Here is a 16030-nt window from a genome sequence, read left to right on the forward strand (position 1 = left end):
ACTCCTTAGGGTAGCGACGTGCAAATAAGACCCGTGCAAGGCGAATGAGTTCTGGCGGTCTGATCAGCCGCCAGTGGTTTTTATTGTTCAGCGAGCGGTCTTACCCCCGAAACTGATCGCGCGGCATGATGTTGACCGTTTCATGCAGTTCCGACCACACCAGAACCGCGTCGCCGCGTTCCAGCTGGTGCTTTACCTGAGAGACTTTATCGCTGAGCGAGCGTTCATGTTCACCATAATCGGTGCCTTCCCGCAAGACAAAAGCTTCAATGAGGTTTTCAAGCGTTTCCGGGTCGAGGGATTGCCAGGGAATAATCATGGTTTATCCAGATAAAGTGTGAGCCAGTCGGGAATGCGCGCTTCAAGCCACATTTTCGGACGCAGGGCGGTACCGCCTACGAATCCCACGTGCCCGCCATATTCGGTCAACTGGTATTCGATATTGGCCGGTAGCTGGGCGATATCCGGGATAACGTGGCTATCCATAAACGGGTCGTCCTGCGCATGAATGATAAGTGTAGGCTGGGTAATTGACGCCAGTAGCGGCATTGCGCTACAGCGCCGGTAATAATCGATGGCGTCGTCAAAACCGTGGGCTTTTGAGGTGATCAAATCGTCGAATTCGCGCAGGCGGCGGATCCCTTTCAGCTGGGCCATATCCACCGGCAGCGTACCGGGATAAGCCAGCAGCTTGCGCGAGGCATTGGCCTTAAGCAAATTCAACAGGTAGTGCTGATAAACCCGGGAGAAGCCTTGTTCCATATGGTAGCAGCAGTGTTCCAGCACAAACGGCGCGGAGACAATCACCGCCGCGTTGACCGGCAGTTGCGGATACTTCGCCAACATGCAGCCCAGCATATTGCCGCCGAGAGAAAAACCTACCGCCGCGGTGGGCTGCTCGCCAAACTGTTGCGCGACCCACTCCAGAAACCAGCGGCCGTCTTCGGTTTCGCCGGAATGGTAAATGCGGTGCATGCGATTCGGTTCACCGCTGCATCCCCGAAAATGCATTACCACCCCCAGCCAGCCGCGGGCTTTCGCCGCCTGGATCAGACCGTGGGCGTAAGGGCTGTTCAGGCTGCCTTCCAGACCGTGGAAAATCACCAGCCGGGGCTTATGGCGCGCCTGTTCTGGATCTTCGCTCCAGGCCAGATCGACAAAATCGCCATCGGGCGTATTCAGCCGCTGCCATACCGGGGTGAACTGGAGCCGCCGCCGCAGGATGCGCGGCAGCATGGTTTGCAGATGGGGATTGCGCGCGCCCGGCATAGGCCGAAAATGGCGCGACGTCTCTTCGTTCTCGGTTAAATCCGCAGGAGTAATTTCAGCCATAGCACAGGTTCATCGTGAGTATTCGCCCTTCCCGTGATGCTGGCCGAAGAAGGGCATCGGTGATTATGGCTCCTGAAGCAGTTGCTCCAACTGCTCCTGAGCGTCCAGCCATTCCATTTCGCAGTTTTCCAGGTCGCCTTTGGTTTTGGCCTGGCGTTGCAGGCAGTCCGTTAAGTCGGCCTTACGGCTTTGATCGTACAGTGTGCTGTCGCCAAGCTGTTCTTCCACATCGGCAAGCTGCTGCTGGAGTTTTTCCATCAGCTTTTCGAGACGCATAATCTCTTTGCGCAGCGGCTGCGTCAGGGTGCGCAGCTCTGCCTCACGGCGCTTCTGATCTTTACGCGACTGGGCGCTGTTGGCGTTGTCTTTTGCGGCTTCTGCCGGCTGGCTTTCCTGCTTTTGCAGGTCGCTTAACCACTTCTGGTAATCTTCCAGATCGCCGTCGAAGGCTTCCACTTTGCCGTCATGCACCAGGTACAGATCATCGGTGGTGGAACGCAGTAAATGGCGGTCATGCGAGACCACCACCAGCGCGCCTTCAAATTCAATCAGCGCATCGGTCAATGCCTGGCGCATATCCAGATCGAGGTGGTTGGTCGGTTCATCAAGCAGCAGCAGGTTAGGGCGCTGCCAGACGATCAGCGCCAGCACCAGGCGCGCTTTTTCGCCGCCGGAGAAGCGTTCGGTATTCTCGCTAACCTTATCGCCCTGGAAACCGAATCCGCCGAGATAATCGCGCAACTGTTGTTCCAGTTCACGCGGCGCAAGACGCGCCAAATGCTGGAGCGGCGACTCATCGGCACGCAAAAACTCCAGTTGGTGCTGGGCGAAGTAACCCAGCTTAATGCCTTTCGCCAGACCGATTTCGCCCTGCATCGGAGCCAGTTCGCCCGCCAGCAGTTTGATCAGCGTTGATTTACCCGCGCCATTACGGCCCAGCAAACCGATGCGCGAGCCCGGCACCAGGTTGAGTTTAATTGAGTCGAGAATCGTTTTATCGCCATAGCCAGCGCTCACTTTTTCCATTTTCAGCAGCGGGTTGGGCAGGCTTTCCGGGGCGCGAAAACTAAAGTGGAACGGGTTGTCGACGTGCGCCGGCAAAATCAGCTCCATGCGCTCAAGCATTTTGATGCGGCTCTGGGCCTGCTTCGCTTTGGAGGCTTTGGCTTTAAAACGGTCGATAAAGCTTTGCAGGTGCGCCACGCGTTGCTGCTGGCTTTCATACATCGACTGCTGCTGCGCAAGGCGCGTGGCGCGCTGGCGCTCGAACGAGCTGTAGTTGCCGGTGTATTCGAACATCGTCTGCTGCTCGATATGAATGATTTTATTCACCACCGGATCGAGAAAGTCACGGTCGTGGGAAATCAAAATCAGCGTCCCCTGATAGCTTTTCAGCCATTTTTCCAGCCAGATAACCGCGTCCAGGTCGAGGTGGTTGGTGGGTTCATCGAGCAACAGCAGGTCGGAACGGCAGATCAGCGCCTGCGCCAGGTTAAGGCGCATCCGCCAGCCACCGGAGAAATCGCTGACCGGGCGGTCAAGCTGCTCGTTGCTGAAGCCTAAGCCGTGCAGCAGGCTGGCGGCGCGGGCGCGGATCGTCCAGGCGTTTATGGCGTCGAGTTTGCCGTGCGCGGTAGCGATGGCATGCCCGTCATTGCGGACGTTGGCGTCGTTAAGCTCGCGCTCAAACTGGCGGTATTCGCGATCGCCGTCGATCACGTATTCAATGGCCGGGACGGCGAGGGCAGGGGTTTCCTGGTTTACCCAGGCGAGCTGCCAGTTGCCCGGAAAGGTGTAGCTCCCCCCGTCGGCGGTGATTTCGCTTTTCAACAGCGACAGCAGGGTGGATTTACCACAGCCGTTTTTACCCACCAGCCCCACTTTTTGGCCGGGGTTGATGGTAGCAGTCGCGTTATCCAGCAGTACGCGTGTGCCGCGACGAATTTGCAACGAGGAGAATACAATCATAGAGCGCCGTATGTTCTGACTATGTTAATTTGTCATTATGATAATGTAAGGTGTGGGCGATTTGCCGCACCGGGCCGCAATGGTAGCCCAAAAAGAAGACGATACACAAAATCATTCTGGCTGCGCCATCGCGGCAAGAAGATCGGCGGCGCAGGCTGTTGCGTGCCCGTCAGAAAGAGAAAAGTAATACGCCCGGGAGGGGAATGATGTCAGACACAGCGAAAGTGTTGCTGCTGTATGCCCATCCGGAATCCCAGGACTCGGTGGCTAACCGGGTTCTGCTTAAGCCGGCTTCGCAACTTGCAAATGTTACCGTGCACGATCTCTATGCACACTATCCAGACTTTTTTATCGATATCCCCCGCGAACAGGAACTGCTGTTGGCGCACGACGTCATTGTGTTTCAACACCCGCTTTATACCTACAGTTGCCCCGCATTACTTAAAGAGTGGCTCGACCGGGTACTCAGCCGCGGCTTTGCCAGCGGACCGGGAGGGAATCAGCTCGCGGGAAAGTACTGGCGTAGCGTGATCACCACCGGCGAGCCGGAAGGCGCTTATCGCGGTGATGGTTTTAATCGCTACTCTCTCAATGAAATTCTTCGTCCCTTCGAACTGACGGCGGCCATGTGCCATATGCAGTGGCTATCGCCGATGATCGTCTACTGGGCGCGTCGCCAGGCGCTGGCGGAATTAGAAAACCACGCCAAAGCCTATGGCGAATGGCTGGCGTCGCCGCGCATTCCGGGAGGCCGATAATGGAAGGCGCGGATCTGTTGTTAGCGGGCGTGCTGTTTTTATTCGCTGCGGTGGTGGCCGTGCCGCTGGCGGCGCGGCTGGGCATTGGCGCGGTGTTAGGCTATTTGCTGGCGGGGATTGCCATCGGCCCGTGGGGCCTGGGTTTTATCAGCGACGTCGATGAGATCCTTCACTTCTCTGAGCTGGGCGTGGTGTTCCTGATGTTTATCATCGGGCTGGAACTGAACCCGGCCAAACTGTGGCAACTGCGGCGCTCGATATTCGGCGTGGGCGCGGCGCAGGTGTTGCTCAGCGCAGGTATCTTAGCGGTGTTACTGATACTGACGAAATTCTCCTGGCAGGCGGCGATTGTCGGCGGGATTGGTCTGGCGATGTCCTCTACCGCCATGGCACTACAGCTAATGCGTGAAAAAGGCATGAACCGTAGCGAGTCCGGGCAACTGGGTTTTTCTGTGCTGCTGTTTCAGGATTTGGCGGTGATCCCGGCGCTGGCCCTGGTGCCGCTGCTGGCGGGCAATGCCGATGAGCATCTCGACTGGGCTAAAGTCGGCCTGAAGGTGCTGGCGTTCGCCGGGATGCTGATTGGCGGCCGCTATCTGCTGCGCCCGGTGTTTCGCTTTATTGCCAGCTCCGGCGTCCGCGAGGTATTTACTGCCGCGACGCTGCTGCTGGTGCTGGGTTCGGCGCTGTTTATGGACGCGTTAGGCCTGTCGATGGCGCTGGGGACATTTATCGCCGGGATCCTGTTGGCGGAAAGCGAGTACCGCCATGAGCTGGAAATCGCTATCGATCCCTTCAAAGGCTTATTGCTGGGACTGTTTTTTATCTCCGTCGGCATGGCGCTTAATCTCGGCGTGCTCTATACCCATATTCTGCTGGTGGTGGCAGGCGTCGCAATTCTGGTGGCGGTGAAAATGGCGGTGCTTTACGGCCTCGCCCATCTCTATGGGTTGCGTAATTCGGAACGGTTGCAGTTTTCCGGCGTGCTCAGCCAGGGCGGCGAATTCGCGTTTGTGCTGTTTTCGACGGCGTCATCGCAACGGCTGTTTCAGGGGGACCAAATGGCGCTGCTGCTGGTCACCGTGACGCTATCAATGATGACGACGCCGCTATTAATGAAGCGCATTGATAAGCATCTGGCACGCCGGTTCAACGAACCTGAGGAGGGTGATGAGCAACCTTGGGTGGAGGATGATAAGCCGCAGGTGATCGTCGTGGGCTTTGGGCGCTTCGGTCAGGTGATCGGACGCTTGCTGATGGCCAATAAGATGCGTATTACGGTGCTGGAGCGCGATATTAGCAGCGTCAATTTGATGCGCAAATATGGCTATAAGGTTTACTACGGGGATGCGACACAACTCGAGCTTTTGCGTTCTGCCGGGGCGGAACAAGCAAAATCCATTGTCATCACCAGCAATGAGCCGGAAGATACCCTAAAGATTGTGCACCTTTGCCAACAGCATTTCCCTCATCTGGCGATTCTGGCCCGTGCGCGGGGGCGCGTTGAAGCGCATGAGCTGTTGCAGGCGGGCGTCACGCAGTTTTCTCGCGAGACGTTCTCCAGTGCGCTTGAGCTTGGCCGCAAAGCGTTAATATCGGTGGGGCTGCATCCCCATCAGGCCCAGCGCGCGCAGCTTCATTTTCGTCGGCTGGATATGCGGATGCTGCGGGAATTAATGCCGATCCATACCGATACCGCGCAGATATCCCGCGTGCGCGAAGCCCGCCGCGAACTGGAAGAGATCTTCCAGCGCGAAATGCAGCAGGAGCGGCGGCAGTTTGATGGTTGGGATGAGTTTGAGTAACAACGAGGTACCGCAGTGCGAAAAAGATTTATAGCCGGGGCGGTCTGCCCGTCCTGCCAGGCGCAAGATTCGCTGGCGATGTGGCGCGAAAACAATGTCGATATAGTTGAATGCGTTAAGTGCGGGCATCAGATGCGCGAAGCGGATAAATCCGCCCAGCCGCATGTGCGCGAGCAAGAACAGGTGATAGGGATTTTCCATCCCGACTAGCGCGATCCACCAGCTTTTTTTAAGCTTAGGGGTACACAGGCGTCGATTTCCGTTACAATCGGCGCCAGAAATTTTTCCACGCTCAGGAGATATCATGAAAGTAGCAAAAGACCTGGTGGTCAGCCTGGCCTATCAGGTACGTACAGAAGACGGTGTATTGGTGGATGAGTCTCCGGTGAGTGCACCGCTGGACTATCTTCATGGTCATGGCTCACTGATTTCCGGTCTGGAAAATGCGCTGGAAGGCCATGACGTCGGCGATAAATTCGACGTTGCTGTTGGCGCGAATGACGCTTACGGTCAGTATGACGAAAATCTGGTACAGCGCGTACCGAAAGACGTGTTCATGGGCGTTGACGAGCTGCAGGTTGGCATGCGTTTCCTGGCTGAAACTGACCAGGGCCCGGTTCCGGTTGAAATCACTGAAGTGGAAGACGACCACGTTGTTGTTGATGGCAACCACATGCTGGCTGGCCAGAATCTGAAATTCAATGTGGAAGTTGTTGCGATCCGCGAAGCGACCGAAGAAGAACTGGCTCATGGCCACGTTCACGGTGCGCATGGTCATGACCACGATCACGACCATGGTCACGACGGCTGCTGCGGTGGCCACGGCCATGACCACGGTCATGAGCATGGCAAAGGCGGTTGCGGCGGCAACGGCGGCTGCGGCTGCCACTAAGCGCTAAACGAAAAAGGCAGCCTGGCTGCCTTTTTTATTGGTCGGAATTAATAGTGCGGCGGGGGCGTTTCTTCAGACTGCGGCGCAACCATCGAAGGTTGTGTGGCTTTCAGCTTATCCACTAACAGCCGTAAATGCTCGCGCAGCTTAACCATTTCCAGTTCGTGCGCGGTTACCGTCTGGTTTAACTCTTCGATGGTAATTTCCTGAAATGCAAGACGACTTTCAAGTTCTGCCAGCCGTTGTTCGGTCGATTGATGCTGCATGACTACCCTCTCTGACAGCGTTTAAACATATTTTGTGATTTTACGCGAAAAAACAGAGCGCTTGCAGCGGTGATTTGCCGCGGATGAAACTTCTGCACACAAAAATAGTCTCATTTTGATCCTATAACGGTCCCGAAGATTGTGTAGATTTCTTCCGCGACGTTATAGTAAGCCTCTTTGCTGATATTAAACCGGGGTGAGAGGCCTCGGTTCTGGAGAAATGGATGAAATCACTGTTTAAAGTCACGCTGTTGGCGACCACCATGGCCGTTGCTCTGAATGCACCTGCGTTTGCTGCTCCTGCGGCCGCGCCTGCTGCAACTGCTGAGAGCAAATCAGCATTCCAAAACGACGACCAGAAATCAGCTTATGCGCTGGGTGCTTCGCTGGGTCGTTACATGGAAAACTCCTTAAAAGAACAAGAAAAGCTGGGCATCAAATTAGATAAAGCACAGCTGATTGCCGGTGTTCAAGACGCATTTGCAGATAAGAGCAAACTTTCCGATCAGGAAATCGAGCAGACTCTCCAGGCGTTTGAAGCCCGTGTGAAAGCATCCGCGCAAGAGAAGATGGAAAAAGACGCGAAAGAAAATGCCGATAAAGGCAAAGCCTATCGTGATACTTTCGCCAAAGAGAAAGGCGTGAAAACCTCTTCTACTGGCCTGCTGTATAAAGTAGAAAAAGCCGGTACTGGCGATGCGCCGAAAGACAGCGATACCGTCGTGGTTAACTATAAAGGCACGCTGGTCGACGGAAAGGAGTTTGATAACTCTTACACCCGTGGCGAACCGCTCTCCTTCCGTCTTGACGGTGTGATCCCGGGCTGGACTGAAGGCCTGAAAAACATCAAGAAAGGCGGTAAAATCAAGCTGGTTATCCCACCGGAGCTGGCTTACGGTAAAAACGGCGTACCGGGTATTCCTGCCAACTCTACGCTGGTCTTTGACGTAGAACTGCTGGATATCAAGCCGGCCTCGAAAGCGGATGCCGCGCCGGAAGCTGCGGCAGAGGGCAAAGCAGCTGCTGGCGACGACGCTAAGAAGTAAGCAACCGTTTGAAACCGCCGCCTGCCAGGCGGCGGTTTTTTATTTGCCAGACGGGAGCTGTCCGTTATGTTTCGGACCAGGGCGCACGCAACCTGAAAGATAACGGTATAATTAAAACTGGCAAACACGTCTGACGCTGTATTACTTTATCTGTTTGCGTAACAACTGAGTGATGAGTCTGCCCTGACACCTAAATACGACAGGCTCTATGTATAGGGTGGTATTCTTTCATGTCCAATTCGCTTTTGACCAACGAGACCAGTGAACTCGATTTACTGGATCAGCGTCCTTTTGATCAAACTGATTTCGATATCCTTAAATCCTACGAAGCGGTAGTGGACGGGTTAGCCATGCTGATTGGCTCACATTGCGAAATCGTGTTGCACTCATTGCAGGACCTGAAATGCTCCGCCATCCGCATCGCCAATGGCGAACACACCGGGCGAAAAATTGGATCGCCAATTACCGATCTGGCGCTGCGTATGCTGCATGATATGACCGGCGCCGACAGCAGCGTGTCGAAGTGCTATTTCACTCGCGCCAAAAGCGGCGTACTGATGAAGTCGGTGACGATTGCTATTCGTAACCGCGATCAGCGGGTGATTGGCCTGTTGTGCATCAATATGAACCTTGACGTGCCGTTCTCACAGATTATGAGTACCTTTGTGCCGCCGGAAACCCAGGACCAGGAAGTGCCGTCCTCGGTTAACTTCGCTTCCTCGGTGGAAGACCTTGTGATGCAGACGCTGGAGTTCACCATTGAAGAGGTCAATGCCGATCGCAACGTCTCCAACAACGCCAAGAACCGCCAGATTGTGCTGAACCTTTATGAGAAAGGCATTTTTGATATTAAAGACGCCATCAACCAGGTCGCCGATCGGTTGAACATCTCCAAGCACACGGTTTACCTCTATATTCGCCAGTTCAAGAGCGGCGACTTTACCGGGCAAGACCGCTAATGCGTTTTGCGCTTATGGTCACTGGCCCGGCGTATGGCACACAGCAAGCCAGCAGCGCTTATCAGTTTGCCCTGGCAGCGTTCGACGAAGGGCACAGCGTGGAAAGCGTCTTCTTTTATCGGGAAGGCGTATACAACGCGAACCAACTGACGTCTCCTGCCAGCGACGAATTCGATATAGTGCGCGCCTGGCAGCGTTTAAGCGAAGAGCGCGGCGTTGCGCTGCATATTTGCGTCGCAGCGGCGTTGCGGCGCGGCATTACCGACGAAGAACAGGCGCAGCAGCTTAATTTGCCGGGCGCGAACCTTCAGCCGGGGTTTCGGTTAAGTGGTCTTGGCGCACTGGCTGAGGCGGCGTTGACCAGCGATCGTATGGTGCAATTCTAATGAAACGTGTCGCGTTTGTTTTTGCCACTGCCCCACATGGCTCTTCAGCAGGGCGCGAAGGCCTGGATGCGCTGTTAGCGACATCGGCGCTGAGTGATGAGATCGGCGTTTTCTTTACCGGCGACGGCGTTTTTCAAATCCTGGCAGGGCAGCAGCCCGCAGAGATCCTGGCCCGCGATTACATCTCTACCTTCAAACTGCTGGCGCTCTATGATATCGAGAACTGCTGGCTGTGCGCCGACTCGTTGCGCGAGCGTGGACTCAACCCGGACGCCAGTGAGTTTGTGATGAAGGCAGAAATGCTGGGCAGCGCGCAATTACGGGACACGCTAAACCAATACGATGTGATTTTACGTTTTTGAGGTTTCAATGCTGCATACCTTAACGCGCTCACCCTGGCAGATGGATTTCAATCACTTCCTGCGGATGCTCGCCTCTGGCGACGATGTACTGCTGATTCAGGACGGCGTAGCGGCCGGTATCGCAGGCTCCTCTTTCCTTGAATTATTACAGCAAGCCCCCATATCTCTTCACGCGCTGGAAAATGACATTCTTGCGCGAGGTTTGAGTGGTCAAATTTCGACCGATATTGGCAGGGTTAGCTATAATGACTTCGTCAGATTAGCCATTAAACATCCAAGTCAGATGAACTGGTAGCCTGAGATCGCTGTATATTTCTTGACTCCTTTTCGACAGAGCCATAAAATTCTGCGTCCTCATATTATATGAGGTCGATTTATTACGTGTTTACGAAGCAAAAGCTAAAACCAGGAGCTATTTAATGGCAACAGTTAACCAGCTGGTACGCAAACCACGCTCTCGCAAAGTTGCAAAAAGCAACGTGCCAGCGCTGGAAGCATGCCCGCAAAAACGTGGTGTATGTACCCGTGTATATACCACCACTCCGAAAAAACCGAACTCCGCTCTGCGTAAAGTGTGCCGTGTTCGTCTGACAAACGGTTTTGAAGTGACCTCCTACATCGGTGGTGAAGGTCACAACCTGCAGGAGCACTCCGTGATCCTGATCCGTGGCGGTCGTGTTAAAGACCTCCCGGGTGTTCGTTACCACACCGTTCGCGGTGCGCTTGACTGCTCCGGCGTTAAAGACCGTAAGCAAGCTCGCTCCAAGTACGGCGTGAAGCGTCCTAAGGCTTAATGGTTCTCCGTTAAGTAAGGCCAAACGTTTTATATTACTGTCAAACTAAACTCATAGAGTTTTGGACAATCCTGAATTAACAACGGAGTATTTCCATGCCACGTCGTCGCGTCATTGGTCAGCGTAAAATTCTGCCGGATCCGAAGTTCGGATCAGAACTGCTGGCTAAATTTGTAAATATCCTGATGGTAGATGGTAAAAAATCTACTGCAGAATCAATCGTATACAGTGCTCTTGAGACCCTGGCTCAACGCTCTGGTAAATCTGAACTGGAAGCTTTCGAAGTTGCTCTCGAAAACGTGCGCCCGACTGTAGAAGTTAAGTCTCGCCGCGTTGGTGGTTCAACTTATCAGGTTCCGGTTGAAGTTCGTCCGGTCCGTCGTAATGCCCTGGCAATGCGTTGGATCGTTGAAGCTGCTCGTAAACGCGGTGATAAATCCATGGCTCTGCGCCTGGCGAACGAACTCACTGACGCTGCAGACAACAAAGGTACTGCAGTGAAGAAACGTGAAGACGTTCACCGTATGGCCGAAGCCAACAAGGCGTTCGCACACTACCGTTGGTAATCCCTTCGGAATGATAGTCACCAGGCGGGCGCTTCAGTTGGGTTGCCCGCACTGGTTAACTTAATCTGAACGCCTAATGCAATAAACGAGGAATCAAATGGCTCGTACAACACCCATTGCACGCTACCGTAATATCGGTATCAGTGCACACATCGACGCCGGTAAAACCACTACTACCGAACGTATTCTGTTCTACACCGGTGTAAACCATAAAATCGGTGAAGTTCATGACGGCGCCGCTACCATGGACTGGATGGAACAAGAGCAGGAGCGTGGTATCACCATCACCTCCGCAGCGACTACTGCGTTCTGGTCTGGTATGGCTAAGCAGTATGAACCGCATCGTGTAAACATCATCGACACCCCGGGCCACGTTGACTTCACCATCGAAGTAGAACGTTCCATGCGTGTTCTTGACGGTGCGGTAATGGTTTACTGCGCAGTTGGTGGTGTTCAGCCGCAGTCTGAAACCGTATGGCGTCAGGCAAACAAATACAAAGTTCCGCGTATCGCGTTCGTTAACAAAATGGACCGTATGGGTGCGAACTTCCTGAAAGTTGTTGGTCAGATCAAATCCCGTCTGGGCGCGAACCCGGTTCCGCTGCAGCTGGCGATTGGTGCTGAAGAAGGTTTCACCGGCGTTGTTGACCTGGTGAAAATGAAAGCCATCAACTGGAACGACGCAGATCAGGGCGTGACCTTCGAATACGAAGATATCCCGGCTGATATGCAGGACCTGGCTGAAGAATGGCACCAGAATCTGATCGAATCTGCTGCTGAAGCTTCTGAAGAGCTGATGGAAAAATACTTGGGCGGCGAAGAGCTGACCGAGGAAGAAATCAAGAAAGCTCTGCGTCAGCGCGTTCTGAACAACGAAATCATCCTGGTAACCTGTGGTTCTGCGTTTAAGAACAAAGGTGTTCAGGCAATGCTGGATGCGGTAATCGATTACCTGCCGGCACCGACTGACGTACCTGCGATCAACGGTATGCTGGATGACGGTAAAGATACCCCGGCTGAGCGTCACGCTAACGATGACGAGCCGTTCTCTGCACTGGCGTTCAAAATTGCTACCGACCCGTTCGTAGGTAACCTGACGTTCTTCCGCGTGTACTCTGGCGTGGTTAACTCTGGTGATACTGTGCTGAACTCCGTGAAAGCGGCTCGTGAGCGTTTTGGTCGTATCGTACAGATGCACGCCAACAAACGTGAAGAGATTAAAGAAGTTCGCGCAGGCGACATCGCGGCTGCTATCGGTCTGAAAGACGTGACTACGGGTGATACTCTGTGTGATCCGAACGCGCCGATCATTCTGGAGCGTATGGAATTCCCTGAGCCGGTAATCTCCATCGCCGTAGAACCGAAAACCAAAGCTGACCAGGAAAAAATGGGTCTGGCTCTGGGCCGTCTGGCTAAAGAAGACCCGTCTTTCCGCGTATGGACTGACGAAGAGTCTAACCAGACCATCATCGCCGGTATGGGCGAACTGCACCTCGACATCATCGTTGACCGCATGAAGCGTGAGTTCAACGTTGAAGCTAACGTGGGTAAACCTCAGGTTGCTTACCGCGAAGCGATTCGCGCGAAAGTTACCGACATTGAAGGTAAACACGCTAAGCAGTCTGGTGGTCGTGGTCAGTACGGTCATGTTGTTATCGACATGTACCCGCTGGAGCCGGGCTCAAATCCGAAAGGTTATGAGTTCGTCAACGACATCAAGGGCGGTGTAATTCCTGGCGAATACATCCCGGCCGTTGATAAAGGTATCCAGGAGCAGTTGAAGTCTGGTCCGCTGGCGGGTTACCCGGTAGTAGACATGGGCGTGCGTCTGCACTTCGGTTCTTACCATGACGTTGACTCCTCTGAACTGGCGTTTAAACTGGCCGCTTCTATCGCCTTTAAAGAAGGCTTTAAGAAAGCGAAACCTGTTCTGCTTGAGCCGATCATGAAGGTTGAAGTAGAAACTCCAGAAGAGAACACCGGTGACGTTATCGGTGACTTGAGCCGTCGTCGTGGTATGCTGCGCGGTCAGGAATCTGAAGTTACTGGCGTTAAGATCCACGCTGAAGTACCGCTGTCTGAAATGTTCGGATATGCGACTCAGCTGCGTTCTCTGACCAAAGGTCGTGCATCTTATACTATGGAATTCCTGAAGTATGATGATGCGCCGAACAACGTTGCTCAGGCCGTAATTGAAGCTCGTGGCAAATAAGCCCCGGGGTTAAAACTAATGTCCCGTGCTCTCCTCTGTTGGGGAGAGCACTATAGTAAGGAATATAGCCGTGTCTAAAGAAAAATTTGAACGTACAAAACCGCACGTTAACGTTGGTACTATCGGCCACGTTGACCACGGTAAAACTACCCTGACTGCTGCCATCACTACCGTTCTGGCTAAAACCTACGGTGGTTCTGCTCGTGCATTCGATCAGATCGATAACGCGCCGGAAGAAAAAGCTCGTGGTATCACCATCAACACCTCTCACGTTGAATATGACACCCCGACTCGCCACTACGCGCACGTTGACTGCCCGGGCCACGCCGACTATGTGAAAAACATGATCACCGGTGCTGCGCAGATGGACGGCGCGATCCTGGTTGTTGCTGCGACTGACGGCCCGATGCCGCAGACCCGTGAGCACATCCTGCTGGGTCGCCAGGTAGGCGTTCCGTACATCATCGTGTTCCTGAACAAATGCGACATGGTTGATGACGAAGAGCTGCTGGAACTGGTTGAGATGGAAGTTCGCGAACTGCTGTCTCAGTACGACTTCCCGGGCGACGACACCCCGATCGTTCGTGGTTCCGCGCTGAAAGCGCTGGAAGGCGAAGCAGAGTGGGAAGAGAAAATCATCGAACTGGCTGGCTACCTGGATTCCTACATCCCGGAACCAGAGCGTGCGATTGACAAGCCGTTCCTGCTGCCGATCGAAGACGTATTCTCCATCTCCGGCCGTGGTACCGTTGTTACCGGTCGTGTAGAGCGCGGCATCATCAAAGTGGGTGAAGAAGTTGAAATCGTGGGTATCAAGGATACTGCGAAATCAACCTGTACCGGCGTTGAAATGTTCCGCAAACTGCTGGACGAAGGCCGTGCGGGCGAGAACGTGGGTGTTCTGCTGCGTGGTATCAAACGTGAAGAAATCGAACGTGGTCAGGTACTGGCGAAGCCGGGCTCCATCAAGCCGCACACCAAGTTCGAATCTGAAGTGTACATTCTGTCCAAAGACGAAGGCGGCCGTCACACTCCGTTCTTCAAGGGCTACCGTCCGCAGTTCTACTTCCGTACCACTGACGTGACTGGCACCATCGAACTGCCGGAAGGCGTTGAGATGGTAATGCCGGGCGACAACATCAAAATGGTTGTTACCCTGATCCACCCGATCGCGATGGACGACGGTCTGCGTTTCGCAATCCGTGAAGGCGGCCGTACCGTTGGCGCGGGCGTTGTTGCTAAAGTTCTGGGCTAAGTAATTACCCTGAATTGAAAAGGGCGCTTCGGCGCCCTTTTTGTTTTTATATTGCTCAGTAAGTTTCTGCTCGGTAATTTTCGTTACGCTCGCTCTCTACCGTTTACAATTGTGCTATTGTAGTCATAACTATTCTCATTTACACTGCGCATAATTTGAACGGGAGCCATCATGTACGTTTGTTTATGTAACGGTGTCAGCGATAAAAAGATCCGCCAGGCAGTTCGCCAGTTCCATCCACAATCATTTCAGCAGTTGCGTAAATTTATTCCTGTAGGGAATCAATGTGGTAAATGCGTTCGCGCCGCGCGCGAAATCATGCAGGATGAATTGATGCAGATCCCGGAATACAAAGAGATTGCTTAAAGCGGCATCTTTTTTTTGACTTCCCTTTTAGTCGATCTACGCTTCATGTAGTGGAAGCGGAGGGACTATAAAATGAAAGGTGATATCAAGATAATAAATTATCTCAATAAATTATTGGGAAATGAGCTTGTCGCAATCAATCAGTATTTTCTTCACGCAAGAATGTTCAAAGACTGGGGCCTGATGCGCCTCAATGATGTCGAATACCACGAATCCATCGATGAAATGAAACACGCCGATAAGTATATCGAGCGTATTCTGTTCCTCGAAGGCATCCCAAACCTGCAAGATCTCGGGAAATTACACATCGGCGAAGATGTGGAAGAGATGCTGCAATCTGACCTGAATCTCGAACTTGAAGGCGCTAAAGATTTGCGTGAAGCAATTGCCTATGCGGATAGCGTCCATGACTATGTCAGCCGTGACATGATGATCGCAATTCTTGCGGACGAAGAACACCACATTGACTGGCTGGAAACCGAACTGGATCTGATCGCTAAGATTGGTTTGCAGAATTACCTGCAATCTCAGATCAAAGAACAGGATTAAACAGCACCAACAGAGGCTGCTCGAATGTCGGCCAGCCTATGCAGAACCCTGCAGCCACCAGAAATGGACCAAACGGCAGCGGGGTTTTTTTATGTCTGTCAGAATTTGCCCAGAGTAGTAGCCCAGCAACGATCAAACCACTTAGCGAGGCTATTAAAATGATGGCCGATAGGGATTGCCATCCATGCCATGCACCGAGCGCCGCCAGTAATTTTACATCTCCATATCCCAGCCCTTCGTGACCACGTAGGCTGCGGTATAGCCAATAGAAACAGGCAAAGAATCCATAACCCGCAACTGCGCCAAGAACGGCACCCGATAAAGAATCCGGCATGCAGAATAGGTTGAACAACAGGCCGCCCCACAGCAATGGACAGGTCAGACGATCGGGAAGCAAGGCTGTGCGCCAGTCATGCCAACTAAGGCAACTGCACATTACTAAATAAAAAAGCATAAAGGCTACGGTCACTGGCACCTCCATGACAGTGGGGTAGGGGAGGCACCAACCATGCCA

General features: G+C 53.5%; 20 protein-coding genes. 15 read left to right on the top strand and 5 right to left on the bottom strand.

From position 1 onward, the window contains the following. Positions 1-100: 100 nt before the first annotated feature. From ACVV26_RS01830 to ACVV26_RS01840, 3 genes are all read right to left on the bottom strand, one after another. A complete protein-coding gene (locus ACVV26_RS01830) occupies positions 101-319 on the bottom strand; it encodes a YheU family protein (protein WP_125292526.1) in 219 nt (72 codons plus the stop codon). Continuing rightward, on the bottom strand, positions 316-1332 hold the full coding sequence (locus ACVV26_RS01835; protein WP_474799744.1) for a hydrolase: 1017 nt from the start codon (positions 1330-1332) through the stop codon (positions 316-318). Before ACVV26_RS01835 ends, ACVV26_RS01830 begins: the two co-directional genes overlap by 4 nt. 63 nt (positions 1333-1395) lie before the next feature. Continuing rightward, a complete protein-coding gene (locus ACVV26_RS01840; protein ID WP_474799745.1) occupies positions 1396-3300 on the bottom strand; it encodes an ABC transporter ATP-binding protein in 1905 nt (634 codons plus the stop codon). Between the two features lie 206 nt (positions 3301-3506). On the opposite strand from ACVV26_RS01840, the gene kefG reads away from it, so the two are divergent. The 4 genes from kefG (at position 3507) to slyD (ending at position 6755) form a co-directional block, all read left to right on the top strand. Further along, entirely contained in the window at positions 3507-4058 is a 552-nt protein-coding gene (kefG, locus tag ACVV26_RS01845) for a glutathione-regulated potassium-efflux system ancillary protein KefG (RefSeq protein ID WP_474801693.1), read from the top strand. Continuing rightward, on the top strand, positions 4058-5863 hold the full coding sequence (gene kefB, locus ACVV26_RS01850; protein WP_474799746.1) for a glutathione-regulated potassium-efflux system protein KefB: 1806 nt from the start codon (positions 4058-4060) through the stop codon (positions 5861-5863). The genes kefG and kefB overlap by 1 nt, the downstream gene beginning before the upstream one ends. 15 nt (positions 5864-5878) lie before the next feature. Next, entirely contained in the window at positions 5879-6073 is a 195-nt protein-coding gene (locus tag ACVV26_RS01855; RefSeq protein ID WP_312981853.1) for a YheV family putative zinc ribbon protein, read from the top strand. Between the two features lie 94 nt (positions 6074-6167). Continuing rightward, the gene (gene slyD / locus ACVV26_RS01860) at positions 6168-6755 is read left to right on the top strand and encodes a peptidylprolyl isomerase (protein WP_144131595.1); all 588 of its coding nucleotides are present in this window, start codon (positions 6168-6170) and stop codon (positions 6753-6755) included. Positions 6756-6802: 47 nt separating this feature from the next. Here slyD and ACVV26_RS01865 read toward each other — a convergent pair whose 3' ends face one another. After that, positions 6803-7021, bottom strand: coding sequence for a protein SlyX (locus tag ACVV26_RS01865; RefSeq protein ID WP_474799747.1), 219 nt, complete (start codon positions 7019-7021; stop codon positions 6803-6805). Positions 7022-7245: 224 nt separating this feature from the next. Between ACVV26_RS01865 and fkpA the strand changes: the two genes are divergently transcribed. From fkpA to bfr, 11 genes are all read left to right on the top strand, one after another. Then, positions 7246-8067, top strand: a complete 822-nt coding sequence (gene fkpA / locus ACVV26_RS01870) for an FKBP-type peptidyl-prolyl cis-trans isomerase (protein WP_312981848.1) — start codon at positions 7246-7248, stop codon at positions 8065-8067. Between the two features lie 230 nt (positions 8068-8297). Continuing rightward, positions 8298-9026 carry a helix-turn-helix transcriptional regulator gene (locus ACVV26_RS01875; protein WP_474799748.1) on the top strand — a complete coding sequence of 243 codons (729 nt, stop codon included), beginning with the start codon at positions 8298-8300 and terminating at the stop codon, positions 9024-9026. Further along, on the top strand, positions 9026-9412 hold the full coding sequence (gene tusD / locus ACVV26_RS01880; RefSeq protein ID WP_474799749.1) for a sulfurtransferase complex subunit TusD: 387 nt from the start codon (positions 9026-9028) through the stop codon (positions 9410-9412). Before ACVV26_RS01875 ends, tusD begins: the two co-directional genes overlap by 1 nt. Further along, positions 9412-9774, top strand: a complete 363-nt coding sequence (gene tusC, locus ACVV26_RS01885; protein WP_474799750.1) for a sulfurtransferase complex subunit TusC — start codon at positions 9412-9414, stop codon at positions 9772-9774. The genes tusD and tusC overlap by 1 nt, the downstream gene beginning before the upstream one ends. 7 nt (positions 9775-9781) lie before the next feature. Then, a complete protein-coding gene (gene tusB / locus ACVV26_RS01890) occupies positions 9782-10069 on the top strand; it encodes a sulfurtransferase complex subunit TusB (protein WP_474799751.1) in 288 nt (95 codons plus the stop codon). Positions 10070-10193: 124 nt separating this feature from the next. Continuing rightward, positions 10194-10568, top strand: coding sequence for a 30S ribosomal protein S12 (rpsL, locus tag ACVV26_RS01895; protein ID WP_002436309.1), 375 nt, complete (start codon positions 10194-10196; stop codon positions 10566-10568). A gap of 95 nt (positions 10569-10663) precedes the next feature. Beyond that, positions 10664-11134, top strand: a complete 471-nt coding sequence (rpsG, locus tag ACVV26_RS01900; RefSeq protein WP_183170380.1) for a 30S ribosomal protein S7 — start codon at positions 10664-10666, stop codon at positions 11132-11134. A 97-nt stretch (positions 11135-11231) separates the two neighbouring features. Then, the gene (gene fusA / locus ACVV26_RS01905) at positions 11232-13346 is read left to right on the top strand and encodes an elongation factor G (RefSeq protein WP_312981841.1); all 2115 of its coding nucleotides are present in this window, start codon (positions 11232-11234) and stop codon (positions 13344-13346) included. A 70-nt stretch (positions 13347-13416) separates the two neighbouring features. Beyond that, the gene (gene tuf / locus ACVV26_RS01910; protein ID WP_125317950.1) at positions 13417-14601 is read left to right on the top strand and encodes an elongation factor Tu; all 1185 of its coding nucleotides are present in this window, start codon (positions 13417-13419) and stop codon (positions 14599-14601) included. Between the two features lie 171 nt (positions 14602-14772). After that, the gene (bfd, locus tag ACVV26_RS01915; RefSeq protein ID WP_125295712.1) at positions 14773-14967 is read left to right on the top strand and encodes a bacterioferritin-associated ferredoxin; all 195 of its coding nucleotides are present in this window, start codon (positions 14773-14775) and stop codon (positions 14965-14967) included. 72 nt (positions 14968-15039) lie between these two features. Then, on the top strand, positions 15040-15516 hold the full coding sequence (bfr, locus tag ACVV26_RS01920; RefSeq protein ID WP_474799752.1) for a bacterioferritin: 477 nt from the start codon (positions 15040-15042) through the stop codon (positions 15514-15516). Here bfr and ACVV26_RS01925 read toward each other — a convergent pair. Beyond that, positions 15500-15991, bottom strand: coding sequence for a prepilin peptidase (locus tag ACVV26_RS01925; protein ID WP_474799754.1), 492 nt, complete (start codon positions 15989-15991; stop codon positions 15500-15502). The two genes, bfr and ACVV26_RS01925, sit on opposite strands and share 17 nt — an antisense overlap. Between the last annotated feature and the right edge of the window lie 39 nt (positions 15992-16030).

The sequence above is a fragment of the Atlantibacter sp. MEI4A-1023 genome, from assembly GCF_056155425.1.

What these genes read in the sequence shown, in the direction of transcription:
- ACVV26_RS01835 (WP_474799744.1), bottom strand. Translation starts at nt 1,332, where the DNA reads ATGGCTGAAATTACTCCTGCGGATTTAACCGAGAACGAAGAGACGTCG.
- ACVV26_RS01840 (WP_474799745.1), bottom strand. Translation starts at nt 3,300, where the DNA reads ATGATTGTATTCTCCTCGTTGCAAATTCGTCGCGGCACACGCGTACTG.
- bfd (WP_125295712.1), top strand. Translation starts at nt 14,773, where the DNA reads ATGTACGTTTGTTTATGTAACGGTGTCAGCGATAAAAAGATCCGCCAG.
- ACVV26_RS01865 (WP_474799747.1), bottom strand. Translation starts at nt 7,021, where the DNA reads ATGCAGCATCAATCGACCGAACAACGGCTGGCAGAACTTGAAAGTCGT.
- slyD (WP_144131595.1), top strand. Translation starts at nt 6,168, where the DNA reads ATGAAAGTAGCAAAAGACCTGGTGGTCAGCCTGGCCTATCAGGTACGT.
- rpsL (WP_002436309.1), top strand. Translation starts at nt 10,194, where the DNA reads ATGGCAACAGTTAACCAGCTGGTACGCAAACCACGCTCTCGCAAAGTT.
- kefG (WP_474801693.1), top strand. Translation starts at nt 3,507, where the DNA reads ATGTCAGACACAGCGAAAGTGTTGCTGCTGTATGCCCATCCGGAATCC.
- tusD (WP_474799749.1), top strand. Translation starts at nt 9,026, where the DNA reads ATGCGTTTTGCGCTTATGGTCACTGGCCCGGCGTATGGCACACAGCAA.
- rpsG (WP_183170380.1), top strand. Translation starts at nt 10,664, where the DNA reads ATGCCACGTCGTCGCGTCATTGGTCAGCGTAAAATTCTGCCGGATCCG.
- ACVV26_RS01830 (WP_125292526.1), bottom strand. Translation starts at nt 319, where the DNA reads ATGATTATTCCCTGGCAATCCCTCGACCCGGAAACGCTTGAAAACCTC.
- ACVV26_RS01875 (WP_474799748.1), top strand. Translation starts at nt 8,298, where the DNA reads ATGTCCAATTCGCTTTTGACCAACGAGACCAGTGAACTCGATTTACTG.
- tusC (WP_474799750.1), top strand. Translation starts at nt 9,412, where the DNA reads ATGAAACGTGTCGCGTTTGTTTTTGCCACTGCCCCACATGGCTCTTCA.
- kefB (WP_474799746.1), top strand. Translation starts at nt 4,058, where the DNA reads ATGGAAGGCGCGGATCTGTTGTTAGCGGGCGTGCTGTTTTTATTCGCT.
- tusB (WP_474799751.1), top strand. Translation starts at nt 9,782, where the DNA reads ATGCTGCATACCTTAACGCGCTCACCCTGGCAGATGGATTTCAATCAC.
- fkpA (WP_312981848.1), top strand. Translation starts at nt 7,246, where the DNA reads ATGAAATCACTGTTTAAAGTCACGCTGTTGGCGACCACCATGGCCGTT.
- fusA (WP_312981841.1), top strand. Translation starts at nt 11,232, where the DNA reads ATGGCTCGTACAACACCCATTGCACGCTACCGTAATATCGGTATCAGT.
- bfr (WP_474799752.1), top strand. Translation starts at nt 15,040, where the DNA reads ATGAAAGGTGATATCAAGATAATAAATTATCTCAATAAATTATTGGGA.